The sequence below is a fragment of the Clostridiaceae bacterium genome (genome assembly GCA_012840395.1).
GTDB lineage: Bacteria > Bacillota > Clostridia > Acetivibrionales > DULL01 > DULL01.
The window spans coordinates 19,842-41,332 of sequence record DULL01000033.1 but is presented as its reverse complement, the minus strand read 5'-3'; the positions used below and the strand labels follow the sequence as shown (position 1 = coordinate 41,332).

Genomic DNA, 21,491 nt, shown 5'->3' with positions numbered 1-21,491 from the left:
AGGTTTTTCTCCCTCATGAGAAGACACAATAGGTAATTTTGCTTCATTAATTTAATTATATTTTTATAATCTTATTTTTCAATAAATATTTGGGCTATAACAGGATCGAACTGTGTACCGGCATTTCTCTTTATTTCTTCAACGGCCTGTTCCTTTGTTAGTGAACTTCGGTATACTCTACTTTCTGTCATTGCATCAAAAGCGTCTGCAACAGCAAGAATCCTTGAAAGCAAAGGTATTTCTTCACCTTTGAGCCCAATGGGATAACCTTTTCCGTCCCAGCGTTCATGATGGGCAAGAATATATTCTGCTATAGGTTCCAACTCAAAGGAAGATTTTGCGATTCTATATCCAATTTCAGGATGGGTCCTCATGATTACCCATTCATCATCAGTTAATACATCAGGTTTTTTGAGTATTTCATTGTCTATACCTACCTTTCCTATATCATGAAGCATAGCCAGTAATTCCAGCTCTGCGAGACATTTTTGGGAGAGGTTGAGCTTTTCTCCTATTTCCCTGCACAAAACCGCAAGCCTCTTGGCATGCTCTTCTGTTTCCTGGCTTTTTTCATATACTGTTGACATGATATATGAGATTATATTGCTGTGGGAACTGTTACGGTTAAGCAACTTGCAGTTTCTTAAATGTTCCTCCGCCTTTTTTATCACATCTTCAATGCTTTCTTCTATTTTTTCTTTTGTTGCATAGCCCATTGACAGGCTTACTTTGTATTTTTTGGTTTCTCCACTTTGGTTATACTGAGCGCAGGCTTCTTCGATCGCTTTTATTACCCCGGCTGTCTCCTGGCTGGTTGTATTTGGCAGCAGCATGCTAAATTCATCTCCACCTATTCTTGCCAAAATATCTCCCGGCCTGCAGCATCTTTTTAGAATCGCTGAAACATCCCTTATGATTTTATCTCCCAATGTGTAGCCAAAGGCACCGTTTATAAGGCGTATACTATCAATATCAGCTATTATGACGGAGAGAGGAAGGCAGTCCTTTTTGTCCAATTTAATCATTTGTTTCTCATAGTACATGCGGTTATATATCCCGGTAATAAAGTCGTGCTCACTCATATATTGAATCTGGGCTTCTTTTATTTTTTGTTCGGTAATGTCAATGATTATGCCCTCTATAGCAACAACTTCTGCTTCCTCTTGTTTATATTCATTATTATTGGATGGTATGTTTACTCCATTTTCATTTGAAGCAATGAATACTCCGTTGCCATCTGGTGAAGCATATACTCCCTGTCCCATCTCCAATACCCATTTTCTCTGGCCGGAGGCAGTTATAATCTCGTATTCGTAGCGAAAAGGTTTTCTTATGGGGAGTACCCGCTGCCACTCGTTCCATAATATTTCCCGGTACTCTGGCGCTATTATGTCGTTAAAGGCGATCTCTTTGTTGTTAATAATGCTCTCCTGTTTGTAGCCTGTGAGTTCATAGCATCCCTGGGATACAAATTCCATGGTCCAGTTCCTGTCATTTTTGCACCTATAGGCCATTCCGGGCAAGTGGGCAAGGAAAACTGTTTTACTGCGTTCACTTTCCCGGAGTGCTTCCTCGGTCTTCCTGCGTGTGTTTATATCCTGGATTATTAAAAGATGGTAAATACCTTGATGCGCTTCATGATCTTCATTAGTATTATTCATGTTGTGAAAGGGCGCAATAAAAATATCCACCCATACATATGTACCGTCAGGTTTTTGAAAGCGTTTTTCCATGGAATATCTTTCAATTTCACCTGATTTTAGCCTGGAATATTTCTCCATTTCTTTTTCTAAATCTTCAGGATGAGTAAAGTCCATCCAGCTAAGTCCTATAATGTCCTCTTTTTTTCTGTCCAATATTTTTTCAACCATAGGATTTATTTTGGAAAAAAATTTAAAGTCCTTTAAAACGGCAAATCCTATGGGAGCCTGTTCAAATACCATTTTAAACAGGGTTTCACTGTTGTCATACCTTCGGGTTAAAAATTTTAATTTTTTGTTTCTTATTAACCATATATGTATCAAAGCTAAGACCAACGCTGAGGTAAGAACTGCAATTGCAATGTGAATGGGGCTTGTATTCATCACCACATCGTTACCTTTCTTCAGCGGGAACCATAGCAGGTCCCTTTTATTATAATATTTTATTCCCAAAATTGGATATAATCAAACATTTTTTTACATACTTGTATAAAATCAAACATTTTGGCAACAAAAATAACAATTCGTTCGCGTCCATGGATTGATTGACATATTACGACATGGTATGTTATAGTATGTTATAGTATGATTTAAATGTGTCAATAATAATAAACGTACTAACATTTATTCATAAGTAAGAAAAATGTTTTTGAAAGGGAGGACTATATGCAGCTTCAGAATAATAATGCACATCCGTTGTACGATCAGCTTAAGAATATCCTGAAAAATGAAATAACTTCAGGTGTCTATAAAAGCGGGGAGCGTATCCCCACCGAAGTTGAATTGTGCAAGAAATATTCTGTAAGCAGGAATACAGTACGCAATGCCATAAATGAGTTAGTGAAAGAGAACCTTTTGGTACGAAAGCAAGGAAAAGGTACCTTTGTTACTCAAAAAAAGGTAAATCGTGAGTTGCTCAGGACACCCATTGCAAAAGGATTTACACAGATTTGCAAGGAGATGGGTTGTGAACCTGGTGCAAAGGTTATTAAGTCGGTCATTGAAGATGCAACTATGGAGGACATGGAAGTTTTTAATTTAAAACCGGGCGACAAGGTTATTGTAATTGAACGTATCCGGTATGTGGATGGTGTTCCTGTTTCCCTGGATATATCACGATTTCCCGAGCGATTTGAGTTTCTGCTTGGTGAAGATCTGAATGATTGTTCCATGTTTGCCATATTGGAAAAAAAATATGGAATTGTATTTTCAACTGAATATAGAGAACTGGAGCTTACTTTCGCTACCTATGAGCTGTCCCGGTATCTTCAGCTGAGCAAAGGATATCCGCTGCTTAGACTTTACATTATACACAAGGATGCCAATAATGTATTCTCTCACCGTTCTATTCAATATATAGTGGGAGATAAGTTTAAGATGATTATATAATTGGGGTTCTATATAGGTTCTGTGGCGGATCAGCTAATTAGTCTATCAGCTTATGGTTTCGCAGCCATTTCAGGCTGGTTTCCATTACTTCATCCGGCTGTATATAGTACCTTTTGTCGCAGAATTCCATTGAGCAATAGCCATCATACCCAAAAGAAATAAGTTTTTGAGCATATTCGTACAGAGGAAGATTCCCATCTCCTAATCCCAGATGTCCGCCAGGTGTACCATCTACGAAGTGCACATGGTGGAGGCGTTCGCCAAAAGCATGAAAATAGTCTTCTACTCCCTGTCCGGCTGCAGCCATCTGACAGAAATCCATCATGCCGTTAAGGGCCGGACTGTCTATCTCCTTTAGCATTGAGGAAATTCCATAGCTATCATTAATAATATTTGATGTGCTTGTAAGCAAACATTCCAGCAGCAGTTCCACTCCTGATTTGTGAGCATAATCTGCCAATACTGAAAGCGATGAGGCACATATCTCCCAGGCCTCTTCCCGTGGCATGCTAAAATACCCGTACCCAGGCGTTACTAATACCTTTCTGCACCCTAGTTCACCGGCAATATCAATAGTCTTTTTAAAATAGGCTATGCTGCGGTCACGTAAAGTTCTATCCTGTATGGCAATATTTACCGGATATACACACTGCTCCGGAGTTACGCAGCAAAGTGTCAGTCCCCTGGCTTCCAGTTCTCTCTTAAGCCAGAGTATTTGCTTCCTGTCTACATCCTCAATGTAAAAGTGAGGGGCAGCAGCCCACAATTCAATAGTATCTAATCCTAACCTATATACAGAATTTAAAAAGTATTCTAAAGAATACCGTATATAGTGGAAATTCATGGCTGCAAATTTCATGATTATTATCCTTTCACACTTCCTGAAGTAAGGCCCCGTACGAAATACTTCTGCAGTATTATGAATAATATGATAATCGGAACTGCGGCTATTGCAAGCCCTGCCAATAAAACAGCCCAGTCTGTGTCGGCCTGGCTCTTCATGGAGTTTAATCCATAGGGAATTGTTTTGAGTGCTGAAGATTCTGTAAACACAAGGGAAAACATAAAATCATTCCATACATAACGGGAGGTGAGCAGCACTGAAGTTGCTATTATTGGCGTACTCATGGGCAAAATCATTCTGAGGAATATCTGGAAGCTGTTACAGCCATCAATACAGGCAGATTCCTCCACATCTCTTGGAAGAGCCATGAAATAAGACCAAAGCAAAAATACGGTAAATGGAATACGAAAAGCAGTATAAGGAAGGATCAGGGCAAAGTAAGTATCATAAAGCTTCAATGCCTGCAGCAGCTTGTAATTTGAAATCAGGCTGACTTGCGGCGCGAGCATCAAACCACATAGAATAAACATAAACCAGAAGTTGCGTCCTTTGAACTGGTACCTGCTAAGGGGAAATGCAGCCATGGAACATACGAATGTGGTTATTGCTGCGGTTACTGCTGTCACAAAGACACTATTTAAGAAATATTTCCCTATACCTGCCTTCCAGGCTTTTATATAGTTTTCTCCTGAAAAGCTGCCCGGCAAACCAAAGGGGTCAAGGAATAATTCAGCATTTGTTTTAAAGCCGTTCAGAAACATCCAGACAAGAGGATACAGAATCGACAAAGCAAATATAATCAGAGGTATGGAAATTAAAATCTTGGTTGTTTTTTGTTTTACATTATTCATCCTTTACCCTCCTATAATCACCTTGTGCCTCTAACATTATACATGCGGATCTGTATGATGGACAGTATAAACGTAATGATGAACAAAACACTGGAAATGGCAGTAGCATAGCCCATTTGGTCGTTACGGAAAGCCGCCCGGTACAGATAGGTTCCTAATACTTCAGAGGAACGTCCGGGGCCGCCGCCGGTCATTACATATACTTCATCAAATACTTTGAAGGCGCCGATAATTGTGACTGTTAAATTTAAGAGAATAATTTCTTTACAGTTGGGAACGGTAATATGACGAAATTGCTGGATTCCATTGGCTCCGTCAAGCATGGCGGCTTCATAGTAGTCTTCAGGGATCTTTTGGATAGCTACTATAAAAAGCATTGCGGTATAACCCATATACTGCCACTGAGATACTGCTATAACAGAATATATTGCGGTTTTGGAACTTCCCAGCCAGTCGGTGGCAAAACGTCCAAGGCCTATTAATTCTAAAAAGCCATTAAAAATACCAATATTGGGATTTAGGAGCATCTGCCACAGTAAAGCTACAATAGTTATTGAAATGACCGATGGTATAAAATAAATGGTTGCAAACACGGGGCTTAAAGGGCGAAACATCTTGCTTTCCAAGACCGAAGCAATAACCAGTGAAACTCCTACCTGGAAAATAACTGAAATAACGGCGTACCATACATTATTTCTTAAGGCCACCCAGAAGTCAGTTTCCTGAAACAGGCGGGAATAATTTTCAAAGCCCACCCATATTTTTTCTACTGAAAATGCGCTCCAGCGGAAAAGGCTATACCAAAAATTCAGTCCGATGGGAATATAAACAAATAATGCCACTAATAATAATGCCGGAACCATATACAGCGCTACCGCCGCTTTATTTTTGTACATGCATTTCACTCCTTGCAGATTGAAAATAATCGTAACGATGCACAAACGGCGGGGTTAAACCGTAAGTGCATCATTACTTTTATTAAGCCTTTTCTTCTTGCAATTAAGCCTTTTCTTTTTCCATTATAATTCTATTGGTTGAATTTTATAAATTGCCGGATTTTTATAAATTAGCCGTGTTTTTATAAATTAGCCGTATTATAATAGCCACACTATATTTTAATTATTATGATATTTTAATGCTATGTTTTCACTATTTTCTGTTTATTTCTACTATTTACCTATTTATATTCTTTAGCAACACGTGCTGCTTCTTTTTGTACTTCACTTATGATTGCTTCTGGTGATTTGCCGTCGAATAGCTGCTGCAGATTTGCCAGGTATTTGTCAACTACTGAAGCTTCCATTGCTGTATCCAGCCAACCGGTAAGGCCGTCGGATTCTGCGATTATATTCATAGCCTCTATAACCTGTGGGAGTGAATTGGACTCGTTTACGGCACCTTTCACACAGGACTGGAATCCAAGTTCCGCACAGAGTTTTTGACTGTTTTCCATGTTTGTTACGAATTTCAGGAAGCGGATTGCAGCTTCAGGATTTTCACATTTGCTGGATACTACAAACATGTCAGGGTCTCCTGTTACCAGGTTCTGATTTCCTTCAGCACCTTCTATAGGTGGGCAAATGAAGAATCCCCATTTTCCAGGCATATTTGTTTCATAACGGAGCTTAAAGTTGGGCATTTCATCATATATCATTGCTCCTGTTCCTGTGTAGAACATTTCACGAGTCTGCTGATGGGTTGTGGAGTTGGGTGCATCATTGAAGTAGCCTTTATTATATAGATCCTGCAGTAGTTTCAATGCTTCAACATACCCTGGATGAGTGAATTCTCCGTTGGCAGGCTGGTAGTCTTTTCTCCATACATCTTCCGGTACAAGTTTTGCATTGAAGGTTGTCAGGTAATGGCAGGATGCCCATGGAGCCTGGTTGCCTAAGAGGAGTGGTATTTCACCTTTTTGCTTGAAAGTTTCGCAGATATTTATAAACTCATCCCATGTTTTTGGTGGTTCTAATCCTGCTTCTTTAAATTTCTCAAGATTATATATGAAGAATTTAGCGCTTACTCTTATAGGAATGCCATATTGTTTGCCACCTGAAGCACCGCTTAATAACAGGGATTCTATAAAACTGTTCTTCCATTCGGGATCCTTATCCAGATATGAAGTAATATCCATGGCTGCTCCAGCTTTGACAAATTTGTTTAAGAATTCTCCTGCCCATGTAAAGAATACATCAGGTACACTGCCACCACCTAACATAACACGAAGTTTTTCTTTTATTGGTTCATCAGCTACAGCTTCCATTTGTATCTTTATGTCAGGATTTTCCTTTTCAAAGCGGGCTACAACATCTTCCCAGTAAGGCATACGTTCAGCTTCCGGCCATTTATGCAGGAATTTTATTACTGTTTGCTGTTGTTTTCCGCTGTCACTTGTCTGAGTTGTATCTTTAGAAGTGCTATCAGCATCTTTATTAGTTGCAGAACCTCCGCAGCCAGCCATTGAAACCAATATTGCTATGGCAACAAGAATTATAAGAAACGTCTTAATCTTTCTTAACATGTGATATCCTCCTTTTTAAATCAATTAACAATTGATAATTCTTTTGCAAGTCAGTCTCAAGAGCGGATTTTTTGCCGGATATTGAATGATGATCTACTGCTTCCGGTTAACAATTAACCATTTATAACTCTTCTTCTAGACACCCCTCCTTTTACAGGTCTGTTTCTTGTAAATATCTATTATTTATAAAGTTACTTCTTGTATAAAATTACTTTTTATATGGGACTCCATGACCGAAGGCACCTTCAATCATGCAAATTTGCGCTGCGAATCTGCTTGCCTCCTCCATGACTGCAAGAATTGCTGTTTCACGCTGTTGATGGTCTATCGTTTTTTCTTTGTTTTCCAGGTTCCAACTGATATATTTAAGTAGAAAAGCTGTTAAGTAAGCATCACCAGCACCCATGGTATCTATTGCCTCTACCATATGTGCTTTTTGATGGTAAATTTTATGTCCATCAGAGAAGATTGAACCTTCTGCCCCGCGAGTTGCAATGACGTTGCCAGAGCCAAATCCATGCAGTTTGGATATCATATTAAGGGTTTCCTGATGTGATAAATGTCCACAGGATACAATTGAGTAAGTTATATAGGGACAATATGCTTTGAAATATATATCTGATCCATAAGTTGAAAAATCAAATGATATAGGTACACCTGTAGCAAACATTCTGGGTAAATTATGTTCGATATAGCTGTTTATACTTGTATGAATTAGTTGAAAGGTAGAAATATAAGCAATATCATCTTCGTCTAGTGTAAGAGGCCTTTCTCTTGATACCCCGCCCCTGTTGCTGCTTACAAAAATACGCTCTCCGTTTTCCAGCTTTACTTTGGGGCACCCGTTTTCCCCATGGTAAATACGGCAACGGTCCAAACATATTCCCAGTTCCAGGCCGGTGTTATATACATGAGTACCTGGAAAATCGTCACCGAAAACTCCCATATATGCTGCTTCTGCGCCCAGCATTTTAGCATATGCCGCAAAATTGAAAGCATTGCCGCCCGGATATATCATATTTGTATGAAGATAATGATCTGCCACATTGTCGCCTATACCTATTACCCTTAGAGCCAAATTTCATGCCTCCTTTGCCTGCTGAGTATGCTGATGTTTTACTTTTAACCTAATATTCCACTTTCCACATATAACGCCTTGTGGTCAAAGGATGCTGGCGGGCATCAGCCAGTTTGTGATTGTATACGTTAAAAACATTGTTGAAAAGTGAATGGTTAAAATAATCGATTACATCTGCATCAATGACGGAAAGGCCTAATTCCTTGGCATCAAGAACTTCGTAGCGTTTTGCATATTGTTTCAGGAATTTGAGAGCGCGTTCATCTACCGGACGTGTTTTGCCTTCTGCAATCTGAATCATAAAGACAGTATTGGCATCAGTTATTTCAAAGGGACCGTGAAAATACTCTCCGCTATTTATACATGAAGAATTAATCCATTGCATTTCCATTAATATGCAAATACATTCAATATATGCTGAACCCCAGGAAGGGCCGCTGCCTATTGTATATATAAGATTTTCGTTCTTATAGTTTTCAGCGAAAGCTTCTGCTCTCTTTTCTACCTGCTTGCAGGCTTTTTTGACAATAGCGTCAATTTTTGAAACTCCGTCATAGAATTTTTCGTAATGCTTATATCCTTCTATCTGATGAACAAGTTCTACAGCAAGTTTAAGACCTACCATGGTCTTTTCTCCTGCGATATCCTTATCATCACCGTAAGTATATCCCAGTAAATAATCACAATTTTTACTTATTTCAGAATCGGGGATCCATGTCAGCGCAATGACCGGAGATCCGGCTTTCCTGGCAGTTTTAGCAGCCTGGATAGTTTCAGGTGTATTCCCTCTGTGGGATGCAACAATTACGACAGAGTTCTCCCCAAGACCTGCAGGAGGATTATGAATAAATTCGCCGCTATTATACCAGCCGCATCTAAGTTTTTTTGATTCTATTTCCACAAAAACCTTTGCAGGATAGAACGAAGCCAATGATCCTCCGCATGCTACGAAATAAATACTGTGGATACCGCCCTTCTTTTGTCTATCTTTTACAATTTCCTGTATGATTGATTTGATCTCCATGAAAGCCTCATCCTTTCTGATTCATACCATATTGTATATGTTTGTATGTATTCTTACCATATTGTACACCTAGATAATAACACTTATAATCGCATATTGTCAATATAATTTTGTGATGAATTGTTGGGATAAGGTGTATTCAACTATGGTACCATTAGGTATGAATTTATGAAAGAAGCAGAGAGATGAATGCAAAAAAAATACTCTAATGAACAGAAACATCATATTGCATTATTATTCCATATGTGGTATGATATTCATATGTGAACATATGTTCACTTTATTGAATGAAATAAGGTGTACATTTGACTTTCATAAGGAAGACTTCAATTCATTGTGGGAGGATGTAAATGTAGGGGCGCTCAAAGAATTATGAAGGATTATAAAGGATTATAAAGGATTATAAAGGATTATAAAGGATTATAAAGGATTATAAAGGATTATAAAGGGCGAAAGGGGTTTAGAGTAATGACCGGTTATGAAAGAATTAAAAAAATAATAAATCATGAAGAAGCTGATAAAGTGCCAAAATATGATTCTTTCTGGGAAGACACTTTAATAAACTACTACTCTGATGGATTGGATTTATCCCGCGATATAAACCTTAAAACTCTTAACCTTGGAAATATAAGCAGGAATATAGGAAATCCGGTAAATGATCACTTTGGATTTGATATAGATATATTATATCTTGACAATTCAATGAGATGGAAAACTAGAATCCATGAAGAAACTGACGAATATATAGTAATCACTGACAGATGTGGGTATACGGCAAAAAAATTGAAAAATAAATCAAACACAATGCTCTTTATGGAGCATGTCAATAAAACAAAAGATGACTGGGAAAAGCTGAAAAAAAGGTTTTTCCTGGATATTAATGATGAAGCAAGAATCGATAGCGAACCATTTTTTCTTAAGGTAGATCAATCTCCTTCCTGGAATCAGATGAAACTTATTTATGATGAATTTAGAAAACGTAATAACTTTATACTTTTCAATGGTTATGGGCCTTATGAGGGTACCTGGAGGCATCACGGATTCACTGAATCTCTGATGGATATTGCGCTTGAAAAGAATTATATGCAGGATATGTTTGAAACTATCACAGACCTGACTATAGAAATACTTCAATATGCCATTGGTTGCGGAATGAAGCCTGATGGTTTTTATATGGTAGAAGACTTGGGATACAAGAATTCCACACTATTCTCACCCGAATTATATAAAGAAGTATTATGGCCATTTCACAGGAAATTAGGCGATTTCCTGCAGAGTAATAATATAAGATTCTTTATTCATAGCTGTGGAAAAATTGATACACTTCTCCCATATTTCATCGAAGCAGGCATTGATGTTGTTCAGCCTTTGCAAGCTAATACAGGCATGAATGTCATTCACTTAAAAGAACAATATAATAATTACCTAACTTTTTGGGGTAATATCAATGTGATAAAATTGTCAGGAAGTTATGAAGATATTGAAGAAGAAATTAAAACTAAGATTACTAAAGCTATGAAAGGAGGAGGCTATATCTATCATTCAGACCATAGTGTGCCTCCTTCCGTAAGTTTGGATAAGTATAATTATGCCATGAAAATGCTTGATAAGTACGGCAGATATTAGAACTCAATGAATAATATGAAAGATGAATAATATGAAAGGGACATTTCCTTTGCGCCTTAATGCTTTCAAAATGTGGCAAAGAAAATGTCCCATTAATTTCTAAGCGTTAGGACTGAAGCAGAAGAACCGTCCCCTTGCTTCGGAAGCAGAAGAACCGTCCCTGCGCTTCCCCGCGCTTCCACTATTTTCTGCTTTGGCGGGCCTGCTCCAGCATCATGTCCTTGACCTTCATGAGCCTTGTGAGGTTGCCTCTTTCGTTTTCATCCAGCTTCATGGTAATGTACCTTATTGTCTCAGTGAGCTGGGGTATAAGTACATATTCCAGGGCGTTTACCCTTCTTCTGGTTTTTTCTATTTCTTCTGCAAGGAGCTGGGCGGTTTTTTCCATCTCAGCCAGCTGCAGCATATATGGCATTACACCGGATAATGCTTTTATTGCCCCGTCCAGTTCTCCCGAGGTGGTTGCAAAGCCGTAAGGGAATATATTGCCGGGATCATTGCTTTCGGTTTTATAATCCAGCACAGGCACTTCCACGCTCATGACGTTCTTGGATGATACCTCAAGGGATACCCTTTCTTTAGGGAACATCAGAGCTTCCTCTAATACTTCTGAAGACATGACAGCTCTTGCCACCAGGAAGTTTGAGTGGACTTCCATGAGCATCTTTTCAACTTTTTCACGAAACTCCTTGTTCTTTCTTGCAAGATCAAGGAATTTTTTCATTAACTCATCTCTTTTATCTTTTAAAAGCTTGTGTCCCCGGCGAGCTACAACAAGTCTTTTTTTCAGTCTCGTAAGCTCCATACGGGTTGGGTTGACACGCATTATAGCCATAGCTTTATCTCCTTACATCAGTTATTGTTCCTGGGAGGGCAGGTATTTTTCAATATACTCGTCCCTGATACGTTTCAATTCTCCCACAGGTAATATGGAAAGGAGTTTCCAGCCTAAATCAAGAGTTTGCTCAATGGTTCTTTCCTCATCAAAGCCCTGGGATACATATTCTTTTTCAAAGATATCAGAGAATTTGGCATACAGCTTATCAGTATCTGATAAAGCCGCTTCTCCCAGAATAACTGCCAGTTCCTTGGCTTCCTTTCCTCTGGCGTATGCCGCAAAGAGCTGGTTCATTGTATCCGCGTGATCTTCACGGGTTTTACTTTTTCCGATTCCCTTGTCTTTCAGACGGGACAGGGATGGAAGAACGTCTATGGGAGGCATTATGGATTTTCTGTACAGCTCCCTGCTAAGTATAATCTGTCCTTCGGTTATATATCCTGTAAGGTCAGGTATTGGATGGGTTTTATCATCCTCAGGCATTGTAAGTATTGGTATCAAGGTGATGCTTCCTGCTTTGCCTCTCTGTCTTCCTGCCCTTTCATACATTGTAGCCAGGTCTGTATATAAGTATCCCGGATATCCTCTTCTTCCGGGGACTTCCTTTCTTGCTGCTGATACTTCACGAAGTGCTTCAGCATAGTTGGTAATATCGGTAAGTATTACCAGCACGTGCATGTCCTTTTCAAAAGCCAGGTACTCTGCTGCCGTAAGGGCCATTCTGGGTGTGGCTATACGTTCGATAGCCGGGTCGTTGGCCAGGTTTGTGAAAAGTACAGAACGCTCGATAGCTCCTGTCCTCTTAAAATCGCTTATAAAAAAGTCTGCTTCTTCAAAGGTAATTCCTATGGCGGCAAACACAACAGCAAATTTGCTGTCGGTTCCCAGAACCTTTGCCTGTCTTGCTATCTGAGCAGCAAGCTGTGCATGGGGCAAACCTGAGCCGGAGAAAATAGGCAGTTTCTGTCCTCTGACCAGAGTATTCAACCCATCTATTGCAGATATTCCTGTCTGTATAAATTCAGAAGGATAGTCCCTGGCAGCGGGATTCATAGGTAACCCATTAATATCAAGCCTTTTATCTGGTATGATATTAGGTCCGCCGTCCTTTGGCCTGCCGAGTCCATCAAAAACTCTGCCAAGCATGTCCATGGACACAGGCAGTTCAATTCCTTTTCCCAGGAACCTTACCTTACTTTCTGCTACATTTATTCCCGCAGAGCTTTCAAATAGCTGAACCAGCGCACTGTCTTCACTTACTTCAAGAACCCTGCAGCTTCTGGTTTCCCCATTAGCAAGTTCTATTTCACCAAGTTCACCGAATTTTACTCCCTCAACTTTTTTTACAAGCATCAAAGGGCCAGCAACTTCTGAAATGGTTTTATATTCCTTCAACATTTTACTTTACCTCCTTTGATACCAGTGCATCCATCTGCTCGTTCAGTTCTTTCTCGATCTCACTGAAAACAGCATCAACTTCGTCCTCTTTTACGTATTTGCATCTTCCTATCTTTTCCCTGACAGGCAGTGCAAACAGTTCTTTTATTCCCACTCCGTTTTCCAGGGCTTTTTTGCCTTTGTAGTAATATGCCATTATGAGTTTCAGCATTTTATATTGTTTATTTAAGGATGTATAGGTATCTACATCATGGAAAGCATTCTGATGGAGGTAGTCCTCTCTTATAGACTTCGCAGCTTCCAGGGTAAGCCTGTCTCCTGCCGACAGTGCATCTATACCTACCAGCCTTACTATTTCCTCCAACTCTGCTTCTTCCTGCAAAATTCTCATTACATCACTTCTCAAATTGCTCCAGTCCCTGGCTATATTCATGTTATTCCAGTTGTCCAGCCTGTCCAGATACAGTGAATAACTCTGGAGCCAGCTTATAGCCGGGAAATGCCTTCTGTAGGCAAGGCTTGAATCCAAAGCCCAGAATACTTTTACTATTCTTAAGGTTGACTGGGTAACCGGCTCTGATAAATCTCCTCCAGGAGGTGATACGGCACCTATGGCTGTTATTGATCCCTCTCTGCCTTCCTGCCCCATGGATACCACTCTTCCTGCCCTTTCATAGAACTGGGCAAGTCTGGAACCCAGGTATGCAGGATACCCTTCTTCACCAGGCATCTCTTCAAGTCTTCCGGACATTTCTCTTAAGGCCTCAGCCCAACGGGATGTTGAGTCCGCCATTAGAGCCACACTATAACCCATATCCCTGAAATATTCAGCTATGGTGATGCCGGTATAAATTGAGGCTTCTCTTGCCGCAACAGGCATATCAGAGGTATTGGCTATAAGAACCGTTCTTTTCATAAGAGATTCCCCTGTCCGTGGATCTTTCAATTCAGGGAACTCCAGAAGAACGTCGGTCATCTCATTTCCGCGCTCTCCGCAGCCGATATATACTACAATATCAGCATCAGCCCATTTTGCCAGCTGGTGCTGGACTACCGTCTTACCGCTTCCGAAAGGACCCGGTACGGCTGCCACGCCACCCTTTGCCAAGGGGAATAATGTATCTATTACTCTCTGACCGGTTACTAAAGGTGTATCAGGGGGCAGTTTTTCTTTATAGGGTCTGCCCTTACGAACAGGCCATTTCTGGAGCATAGTAACATTCACTATTTTTCCGCTGCTGTCCTTTATCCTGGCAACGGTATCTTCTAATGTGAATTCTCCCTTATTTATTTCAACAATGGTTCCCTCAACTCCATAGGGCACCATTATTTTGTGTTCTACCACCACTGTTTCCTGAACGGTACCAATAATATCTCCTGGAACTACTTTTGTCCCTGCTTCAACTGTTGGAACAAAATTCCACTTGGCACTTCTATCCAGAGGAGTTATATCTATTCCTCTGACTATATTGTTTCCGTACTGTTCTCTGATTGTTGCAAGGGGTCTTTGTATTCCGTCAAATATTGTACCAATCAAACCAGGGCCCAATTCAACGCTCAGAGGCGCACCTGTGGAAACTACAGGTTCTCCGGGGCCTAATCCTGCTGTTTCTTCGTATACCTGAATGGATGCCCTGTCCCCATGCATTTCTATTATTTCGCCTATTAGGCGTTGTTCGCTAACTCTTACGACGTCAAACAAATTTGCCTGGCTCATACCTTTGGCAATTACCAGAGGTCCTGATACTTTAACTATGGTTCCCTGGTTCATCAAAATCCCTTCCTTCCATCATCTGTTTAAAAAGCGTCGAGTATTATCTGTTTGATAACTTCAAATATAATCTGCTTTTACCATCTATAATCTGCTTTTAACATCTATTAAAAAGCGTCTAGTATATTTGCTCCAACTGCTCTCTCAACTGTTTTCTGTAAGTTCCTTATCCCCATTCCAAGCACACCCTGATTGCCCGGTATAGGCACTATTGCAGGCAGCCTGCTGTCTTTGTACCTGTCAATGTGCTCCTGGATTTTTTCTGCAACCTGCTCGGTTACATATATTACTGCGTATTCTTCTTTAGCCAGCCTGTGCAGGGTTTCAGCCGCTTCGTTTTTATCTGTTACCGGAAATACCGACAGGCCAAGAGCCTTAAAACCCAATATGCTGTCTTTATCTCCTAGCACTCCGATTTTATGCATAAATCTCCCTCAGCCTTTCTCTTATAACATCATTATTAATGTTGTTTATTTTCCCAACCATAATTATTCTGGCATTTTTAATTTCGGTATCTTTTCCTATCAAGTATCCTACTAAAGGTTCAACTCCAAAAGTGAGATTTTTGTATTTCTTAACATAACTCATTACATAATCATCTGAAAGCTTTTCAAAAATGCTTAAACTTCCGGTAGCCATATAGGAAGTTATACCTTCCTGGCATATCTTTTCATATGGGGTGTTCTTGAAATTCTCTATAATTTTATCCATTGATTCCCCCATACCGGTAAAGAACTTTTCTTCAGGTATGCTACCACCTTTCAGAAGGACTTTCTGCAGGAAATCTATGGATTTATCAAGAGCTTTTAACCTGATAAAAATTTTAATGTTAGCAAGATCAATTAAAATCTCAACCATTTTTATCAGATAATCTTTCTCTGAAAACCGGGCTTTTTCCTTCATATGATTAAAACAGGTTGAATCCAGTATAATGTCAATTACCTGGGGGTCAGTTGTTCTGCCGTATGTGTCAATGGCTTCTTTAATGCCCTTTGCCATAATTTCAGGAAGCGCGTCAAACTTCCTGTTGTTTATGGACGTTTTCAGCACAGGGATTGAAATTGTGCCTGTCTGAAGCAGTAGAGATTCATCAGAATTCCCTGAGAATTCCCCTTTTAACAGAACCTTTATATTATGATAATCATTTTTCAGGAGAAAAAGGCCGAATATTTCCGGCTCAGGTGCTATTTCCTCCAGAAACTTATATGTTTTCTTTTCTTCTTCTTTTAATAATTTTTCATAATCGAAGGGAGTAGATACATCTCCTGATGAATACCCGTAGCCTGCATCGGTAAGCACCTTCATGGCTTCTTCAGGAGATTTTGAATCTATCATCCTGTCTAATTTCCCTTTATCAAGGAGCCTTTTTTCAACTGCCCTTATTCTTCCTACTGCATAGGCGTAATGTGTATCAGCTGCCAGATCTGTTCCCTCCCTTCAGGAAACCCCTGGGAAAAGTATTTTTACCACTTCGGGTTCCAGATTATCTCTTTCCATTCTTATTAACGACTCAAAAGAATTGTTTATTTCTATATTTCCTGATTTTATTATAAAGCCGGAAGTTATATTCTTGCTCTCTTCAGAAAGTGATACCTTGCCTGCGACACCCTTTCCTTTGAGCTTTTTATTAACAGCATCGATTAATTTCTTGCCAAACTTATTTCTGTCCTTATCCGGGAGAATTATTTCTTCCGTCCCGGTTGTTATTGCCTGGACAGCCATATTTGCAAGTATATCTATATACTGGTCTTCAGGCATTGTGCTCAACTTGTTCACTGCCTTGTTAAATGCCTCATCTATCATTTCCTGTTTGGCCTTGAGTTTACGTTTTCTGGTTTCCATATGGGCAGCAGCTATTATTCTGCTCTTTTTGTTTTCTGCTTCCATCCTGGCCTTTTCTGCTTCCTGGCTTTTTTTGCCGGCAGCCTTTTCCTCGGCATTTTTTATAATTTCATCTGCTTCCTTTTCGGCTTTGTCAATAATTGAGCAAGCCTGCTGATTTGCCTCTTCCAGTATTTTTTCTTTAATTTTGTCTATTCCTTCCATCCGGGACACTCCCTCGTTCTTATTATTAGCTAAATCAAATATTAGATGTAAGGCCGATATTAGCTGAATTACAGCTGAATACCGAATACCATCAGTATGGAAGCAAGCAATGCTAAAACTGCGTAGGTTTCTACCATTGCAGCGTATGTAATTGCTTTTGCCAGTTCTGAAGGTCTTTTAGCTACAATATTTATACCTGCGGCAGCAGCCCTGCCCTGAGCAATAGCTGAAAAATAACCAACTATAGCAATCGGGATCGCGGCTCCAAATAGTAACAGTCCTTGTACAGTTCCAACATTAACATCTGCTCCGCCTACTACACCTATCTTGGTAAGAATAACGAATGCAGTGAGCAATCCGTATATACCCTGGGTTCCTGGAAGTGCCTGCAGCAAGAGGGTTTGTCCAAATCTCTCAGGTTCTTCGCTTATCAACCCTGCAGCGGCCTCACCAACCATTCCTACTGCTCTTGCAGATCCAATACCTGCAACAATTACAGCTATAGCTGCCCCTGCTAATGCTAGAAAAGTACCATCAAGAAAAAATTCATACCATTTCATAACTAATTTTGCCTCCTGTCAATGATATTTGTGTATTTTGTTTTAATTTTAAAGGGGTCGTAGGGTTTCCCTCCGCCCTCGTAAAACTTGCCGAAAAACTCCACGTATTGGAGACGGCTGGCATGTACGTAAGCTCCCAGAGCATTTATCGCAATATTAAATAAATGCCCTACTGTGAAAACTATTATAAGCATTAATATTCCAAATATATTAAACCCTAAAAGGGTTCCCATGGCATTTATAACAGAGCCCACAACTCCTGTGGCAAGCCCCAGTGCCAGAAGTCTCGAATAAGAGAGTACATCACTCATGTAGCCTACTGAGTTGTACAAGCTTAAGACTCCGGCAAAAAATTTGCTTATTATTCCCTTCTTGCTTCTTCCCTGGGTAAGAACCAGCAGGATTGCGCCAACTATTGCCATGTATTTGCCAACTGTGGCAATAGTTCCTCCTGCAAAGAGCAATCCAATACCAATTAGGAATATATACCAGAATCCTATATCAAAAATCGCATCCTTTATCAGGCCATCTCTTATCATCATATATCCCTTTATCCCAAGGCCGACTAGGATATGTAATCCGCCGAATATGAAGGACCATACAAGGAGGCGCATGGGATCATCAAGAGGGTTGAACCATAAAGGCTTGATAACGAATCTTCCTCCAGTTACAATGCTTATAATGTCAGAAAACCATCCACCAAACAAAGCTCCCCAGATTAATGTGGAAATTCCTCCGAAAAAACCAAGCTTAATGAGTTTATATGCCATTCCCTGCGGTTTAAATTTCCATAGTATAAGCCCTGTCAGTAAAGCTATTACAAGGCCATATCCCGCATCACTTACCATCATGCCGAAAAATACAAAGAAGAATGGCGACATAAGGAAGTTGGGATCCACATCCTTGGTGCTTGGAAGGCTGTATAGCTCGGTTATAAGCTCAAAGGGTTGTACAAAGGAATTATTTTTCAGAAGAATAGGATGCTCTTCACCCTTTTCAGGTTCCCTGATGTTTATAACACAATCCCATTTTTGCAATATTTCAATCAGTCTATTTTTCTCTGCTTCAGGGAACCATCCTTCAAGCATAAATGTCATATTGGTTTTCACTATATTCTCCAGTACCTTTTTCTTATCCCTTAGCACTGTAAAATAGTCGTATAAAACTTCCAGCTCATTTTTTCGTGAAGCAAGAGCCGCGATTTTACTAACTTCTTCTTCTCTTTGTTTGTTTATCTTTTCAATATTTTTCCTGGCTTTGTTTATATTCTCTTCGGCAGTTCCTGTAATATCCCTGAAAGTAGCCTTCGAAAAGCCATATTTTTTCAATACGGAAAGAACTTCTTCTTCACCTGAAATATGGTAAAGAACCATGAGATAATTCTGGTCCTTGTCCGAGCTGATAAGTTTCAGATAACTTGCCGGATAGGCTTCTTTCAGTTCATTCTGAAGGTCTGAAATAACCGACACGGCAGGCGTGGTACCCAGTAAAATGCCTGTATGCTTAGTAGCCTCGCTATCCACAGGAACATCCAGTTCCCTCCAGGGCTGAAGGGAGGCAATAAGGGTTTCCTGCCTGTTTTCTTCATTTTTTAGATAAGAAATAACATCATCGGTAGCTTCAATTTCTTCTATAACATGCCATAAATCCTGCTGATTTTTAATTATGTTATTGAGGCTGTTTTTATCAACAGTTCTTTTTGGCTGAAAAAGTCCTTTTTTTTCCTGGTTATAGGGTGAGAGGTAATCAATAGCCCATTTTATTCTTGTCATTTGTTCTTCGAGCCTTGCTACTTCATCCTCATCACCGTCGTATGTAACCAATTCCTTCCATGTCTCAGTTTCCTCAGGAGCTTCAATACATCTTACTTCCACTACCCCTATATTCATCAGGTCTTCAATAATATGCTCTTTTTGGCTGTCAAGACCTACTAGGGACAATTTATTCATTTTAACTATTGCCATGGATCTTTATAATCCTCCCAATAATTAATTCTACTGCCGCATCTAAATTCTTCTCTGCCTGTTTCTTTATATTTTTGCACTCTTTCTCCGCCTGCATCATTATTTTTTCAACCTCGGCCTGTGCTTCTTTCTCTGCCATGGAAATAATTGATCTGCTTTGTTCGAGGGCTTCTTCCTCTGCTTTCTCAAGAATAGAGGCAGCCATGCTTTCTGCGTCGGCCAATATCTGTCTGGCATCGGCAACAGACTGCTTTACTATTTGTTCGGCTTCCAATTCTGTCTGCCTGATTGATTTTAGTATCTCAACTGACATCTTTTCACCGCCTCGCCTTTACTTATGTATATAACTATTATGCCTAGGTATACATCAGTTTAATAATAATAATAGTTTTTATTAAACCGTTAATAAAAAGCAACCTCGCTTCGTTCGGGGATTCAGTGGGGGTCTTGCAATCCCTCACTGAACAAGTTTATTATAAATTGCCTCTATTTAAATAATTTGATTATTTTAGCTTGTTATCTTTTATTATCTTTAATTTAACGGCTTTATTTAATTGTTTTTAATTATATACTTAATTAATCGTTATTTATTTTATTATTTATTACCTAGTAACAATAATACCCGTATTGCATCAGTAATGTCAATAGAAAAGAAGGGTGAATGCCCAGATTATGTCCGCAATCCGGATCATTGTTCATATTCTTGAACTTATACATTATTTTCCTTTATAATATTTAAAAAATAACATATTATAATATTGGTGGTAATAATGTTTATTCATAAGCACAAATACAAATTTGAATCAGAATATTCCAATGGACACCCGCACAAATTAGTGGGCTATGCAAGCCATATGCTTGGAGTTAATAACTTGCATTTTCACTTTTTTTACGGAGTTTCTTCATATAATGACCATACTCATTATTTTTCCGGCATAACCGGTATTCCGATAAAAACCGAAAACGGCCACATTCACAAAATGGAAGGCATTTTAGAATCCAGCCTTGACCATGAACATAAGTTTCGAGGCTATACCTTTGAGGAAGTTTCCTATATCTCAGGAAAAGGATACAGGGAAGTATATATATAGAAGCAAGGGGACGGTTCTTCGGAAGCAAGGGGACGGTTCTTCTGCTTCCAAGGCACAGGAAAAGTTATTTTTCTCAATTTAAAAAAACCTTAATTTAAAAAACCTTAGAAAAACTAAAAATTAACCTTTTGTTCTGCAAAATGATATGGCAAGCGAATGTTTCACTTGCCACATCGTGTCCTGACAGTTAAACACCCTTCTGCAACTTATTTTTGTATCTATTCCCACATTCCTTAAGTACCGCCGCCACACTGCTCTAATATTCTGCACCTGCTTTTAAAGCCTTCATTTCATCCGGTATCAGATTATGATATTTTTCCGGAAGAACTTTTCTTAAAGCCAGTTCAAAATTCTCCATTGATGCAATTTTGGTTACTTTTAGAAGTTTTCCTAAAAGAATTATACTTGCAAATGTGGCATTTCCCATATCATTGGCCATTTGTGTAGCCGGTATGGGATATACATCTACTCCCTCAATTTCAGGAACTCTGTCAACAAGGGAACTATCAGTTATTATGATTCCACCTTTTTCAACATATTTCTCAAATTTGTTCAGGGAAGGCCCATTCATAACTATAAGGGATGTACAACTGTTCAGTATGGGTGAACCAATAGGTTCATCTGAAATAACCACGTTACAGTTTGCCGTGCCTCCTCTCATTTCAGGACCATAGGATGGGAGCCATGATACATGCTTGTTTTCAAGCATCCCTGCAAATGCCAGGAGCCTTCCGGCTGACAGAATTCCCTGCCCTCCAAAACCTGCGATAATAATTTCCTCATGTACCAT

General features: G+C 39.5%; 20 protein-coding genes. 3 read left to right on the top strand and 17 right to left on the bottom strand.

The window, feature by feature from the left end; genetic code table 11:
- Positions 1-71: 71 nt before the first annotated feature.
- Positions 72-2,090, bottom strand: a complete 2,019-nt coding sequence (locus GXX20_04155; protein HHW30857.1) for a diguanylate cyclase — start codon at positions 2,088-2,090, stop codon at positions 72-74.
- Positions 2,091-2,366: 276 nt separating this feature from the next.
- Here GXX20_04155 and GXX20_04150 point away from each other — a divergent pair, with 276 nt between their 5' ends.
- Complete coding sequence (locus GXX20_04150; GenBank protein HHW30856.1) at positions 2,367-3,089, top strand: GntR family transcriptional regulator; 723 nt, start codon at positions 2,367-2,369, stop codon at positions 3,087-3,089.
- 37 nt (positions 3,090-3,126) lie between these two features.
- Here GXX20_04150 and GXX20_04145 read toward each other — a convergent pair whose 3' ends face one another.
- The 6 genes from GXX20_04145 to GXX20_04120 form a co-directional block, all read right to left on the bottom strand.
- A complete protein-coding gene (locus tag GXX20_04145) occupies positions 3,127-3,948 on the bottom strand; it encodes a TIM barrel protein (GenBank protein HHW30855.1) in 822 nt (273 codons plus the stop codon).
- A 5-nt stretch (positions 3,949-3,953) separates the two neighbouring features.
- Positions 3,954-4,784, bottom strand: a complete 831-nt coding sequence (locus tag GXX20_04140) for a carbohydrate ABC transporter permease (GenBank protein ID HHW30854.1) — start codon at positions 4,782-4,784, stop codon at positions 3,954-3,956.
- A gap of 17 nt (positions 4,785-4,801) precedes the next feature.
- A complete protein-coding gene (locus tag GXX20_04135; GenBank protein HHW30853.1) occupies positions 4,802-5,680 on the bottom strand; it encodes a sugar ABC transporter permease in 879 nt (292 codons plus the stop codon).
- Between the two features lie 281 nt (positions 5,681-5,961).
- Positions 5,962-7,305, bottom strand: coding sequence for an extracellular solute-binding protein (locus GXX20_04130; GenBank protein ID HHW30852.1), 1,344 nt, complete (start codon positions 7,303-7,305; stop codon positions 5,962-5,964).
- A gap of 208 nt (positions 7,306-7,513) precedes the next feature.
- On the bottom strand, positions 7,514-8,383 hold the full coding sequence (locus GXX20_04125; protein ID HHW30851.1) for a fructoselysine 6-kinase: 870 nt from the start codon (positions 8,381-8,383) through the stop codon (positions 7,514-7,516).
- Positions 8,384-8,432: 49 nt separating this feature from the next.
- Positions 8,433-9,407 (bottom strand): SIS domain-containing protein, encoded by a 975-nt coding sequence (locus GXX20_04120; protein HHW30850.1) that lies wholly within the window; start codon positions 9,405-9,407, stop codon positions 8,433-8,435.
- A gap of 468 nt (positions 9,408-9,875) precedes the next feature.
- On the opposite strand from GXX20_04120, the gene GXX20_04115 reads away from it, so the two are divergent.
- Entirely contained in the window at positions 9,876-11,033 is a 1,158-nt protein-coding gene (locus GXX20_04115) for a hypothetical protein (protein HHW30849.1), read from the top strand.
- Between the two features lie 181 nt (positions 11,034-11,214).
- Here GXX20_04115 and GXX20_04110 read toward each other — a convergent pair whose 3' ends face one another.
- The 9 genes from GXX20_04110 to GXX20_04070 all read right to left on the bottom strand — a co-directional run bounded on the left by GXX20_04110 (position 11,215) and on the right by GXX20_04070 (position 19,923).
- Positions 11,215-11,868, bottom strand: coding sequence for a V-type ATP synthase subunit D (locus GXX20_04110; protein ID HHW30848.1), 654 nt, complete (start codon positions 11,866-11,868; stop codon positions 11,215-11,217).
- Between the two features lie 21 nt (positions 11,869-11,889).
- Complete coding sequence (locus GXX20_04105; GenBank protein HHW30847.1) at positions 11,890-13,269, bottom strand: V-type ATP synthase subunit B; 1,380 nt, start codon at positions 13,267-13,269, stop codon at positions 11,890-11,892.
- 1 nt (position 13,270) lies between these two features.
- Positions 13,271-15,040: a V-type ATP synthase subunit A gene (locus GXX20_04100; GenBank protein HHW30846.1), complete on the bottom strand. Its 1,770-nt coding sequence runs from the start codon at positions 15,038-15,040 to the stop codon at positions 13,271-13,273.
- A 107-nt stretch (positions 15,041-15,147) separates the two neighbouring features.
- The gene (locus tag GXX20_04095; protein ID HHW30845.1) at positions 15,148-15,465 is read right to left on the bottom strand and encodes a V-type ATP synthase subunit F; all 318 of its coding nucleotides are present in this window, start codon (positions 15,463-15,465) and stop codon (positions 15,148-15,150) included.
- Positions 15,458-16,462: a V-type ATP synthase subunit C gene (locus GXX20_04090; protein ID HHW30844.1), complete on the bottom strand. Its 1,005-nt coding sequence runs from the start codon at positions 16,460-16,462 to the stop codon at positions 15,458-15,460. Before GXX20_04090 ends, GXX20_04095 begins: the two co-directional genes overlap by 8 nt.
- A gap of 15 nt (positions 16,463-16,477) precedes the next feature.
- Positions 16,478-17,086: a hypothetical protein gene (locus GXX20_04085; protein ID HHW30843.1), complete on the bottom strand. Its 609-nt coding sequence runs from the start codon at positions 17,084-17,086 to the stop codon at positions 16,478-16,480.
- Positions 17,087-17,154: 68 nt separating this feature from the next.
- The gene (locus GXX20_04080) at positions 17,155-17,646 is read right to left on the bottom strand and encodes a V-type ATP synthase subunit K (protein HHW30842.1); all 492 of its coding nucleotides are present in this window, start codon (positions 17,644-17,646) and stop codon (positions 17,155-17,157) included.
- 2 nt (positions 17,647-17,648) lie between these two features.
- On the bottom strand, positions 17,649-19,610 hold the full coding sequence (locus GXX20_04075; GenBank protein HHW30841.1) for a V-type ATP synthase subunit I: 1,962 nt from the start codon (positions 19,608-19,610) through the stop codon (positions 17,649-17,651).
- Positions 19,597-19,923 (bottom strand): hypothetical protein, encoded by a 327-nt coding sequence (locus GXX20_04070; GenBank protein HHW30840.1) that lies wholly within the window; start codon positions 19,921-19,923, stop codon positions 19,597-19,599. The genes GXX20_04075 and GXX20_04070 overlap by 14 nt, the downstream gene beginning before the upstream one ends.
- A gap of 457 nt (positions 19,924-20,380) precedes the next feature.
- On the opposite strand from GXX20_04070, the gene GXX20_04065 reads away from it, so the two are divergent.
- Positions 20,381-20,701 (top strand): hypothetical protein, encoded by a 321-nt coding sequence (locus tag GXX20_04065; protein HHW30839.1) that lies wholly within the window; start codon positions 20,381-20,383, stop codon positions 20,699-20,701.
- A 256-nt stretch (positions 20,702-20,957) separates the two neighbouring features.
- Here GXX20_04065 and GXX20_04060 read toward each other — a convergent pair whose 3' ends face one another.
- Complete coding sequence (locus GXX20_04060) at positions 20,958-21,491, bottom strand: 2-oxoacid:ferredoxin oxidoreductase subunit gamma (GenBank protein HHW30838.1); 534 nt, start codon at positions 21,489-21,491, stop codon at positions 20,958-20,960.

What these genes read in the sequence shown, in the direction of transcription:
- GXX20_04080 (HHW30842.1), bottom strand. Translation starts at nt 17,646, where the DNA reads ATGAAATGGTATGAATTTTTTCTTGATGGTACTTTTCTAGCATTAGCA.
- GXX20_04075 (HHW30841.1), bottom strand. Translation starts at nt 19,610, where the DNA reads ATGGCAATAGTTAAAATGAATAAATTGTCCCTAGTAGGTCTTGACAGC.
- GXX20_04060 (HHW30838.1), bottom strand. Translation starts at nt 21,491, where the DNA reads ATGGTACATGAGGAAATTATTATCGCAGGTTTTGGAGGGCAGGGAATT.
- GXX20_04135 (HHW30853.1), bottom strand. Translation starts at nt 5,680, where the DNA reads ATGTACAAAAATAAAGCGGCGGTAGCGCTGTATATGGTTCCGGCATTA.
- GXX20_04105 (HHW30847.1), bottom strand. Translation starts at nt 13,269, where the DNA reads ATGTTGAAGGAATATAAAACCATTTCAGAAGTTGCTGGCCCTTTGATG.
- GXX20_04065 (HHW30839.1), top strand. Translation starts at nt 20,381, where the DNA reads ATGTTTATTCATAAGCACAAATACAAATTTGAATCAGAATATTCCAAT.
- GXX20_04150 (HHW30856.1), top strand. Translation starts at nt 2,367, where the DNA reads ATGCAGCTTCAGAATAATAATGCACATCCGTTGTACGATCAGCTTAAG.
- GXX20_04140 (HHW30854.1), bottom strand. Translation starts at nt 4,784, where the DNA reads ATGAATAATGTAAAACAAAAAACAACCAAGATTTTAATTTCCATACCT.
- GXX20_04100 (HHW30846.1), bottom strand. Translation starts at nt 15,040, where the DNA reads ATGAACCAGGGAACCATAGTTAAAGTATCAGGACCTCTGGTAATTGCC.
- GXX20_04110 (HHW30848.1), bottom strand. Translation starts at nt 11,868, where the DNA reads ATGGCTATAATGCGTGTCAACCCAACCCGTATGGAGCTTACGAGACTG.
- GXX20_04115 (HHW30849.1), top strand. Translation starts at nt 9,876, where the DNA reads ATGACCGGTTATGAAAGAATTAAAAAAATAATAAATCATGAAGAAGCT.
- GXX20_04130 (HHW30852.1), bottom strand. Translation starts at nt 7,305, where the DNA reads ATGTTAAGAAAGATTAAGACGTTTCTTATAATTCTTGTTGCCATAGCA.
- GXX20_04070 (HHW30840.1), bottom strand. Translation starts at nt 19,923, where the DNA reads ATGTCAGTTGAGATACTAAAATCAATCAGGCAGACAGAATTGGAAGCC.
- GXX20_04095 (HHW30845.1), bottom strand. Translation starts at nt 15,465, where the DNA reads ATGCATAAAATCGGAGTGCTAGGAGATAAAGACAGCATATTGGGTTTT.
- GXX20_04145 (HHW30855.1), bottom strand. Translation starts at nt 3,948, where the DNA reads ATGAAATTTGCAGCCATGAATTTCCACTATATACGGTATTCTTTAGAA.
- GXX20_04085 (HHW30843.1), bottom strand. Translation starts at nt 17,086, where the DNA reads ATGGAAGGAATAGACAAAATTAAAGAAAAAATACTGGAAGAGGCAAAT.
- GXX20_04120 (HHW30850.1), bottom strand. Translation starts at nt 9,407, where the DNA reads ATGGAGATCAAATCAATCATACAGGAAATTGTAAAAGATAGACAAAAG.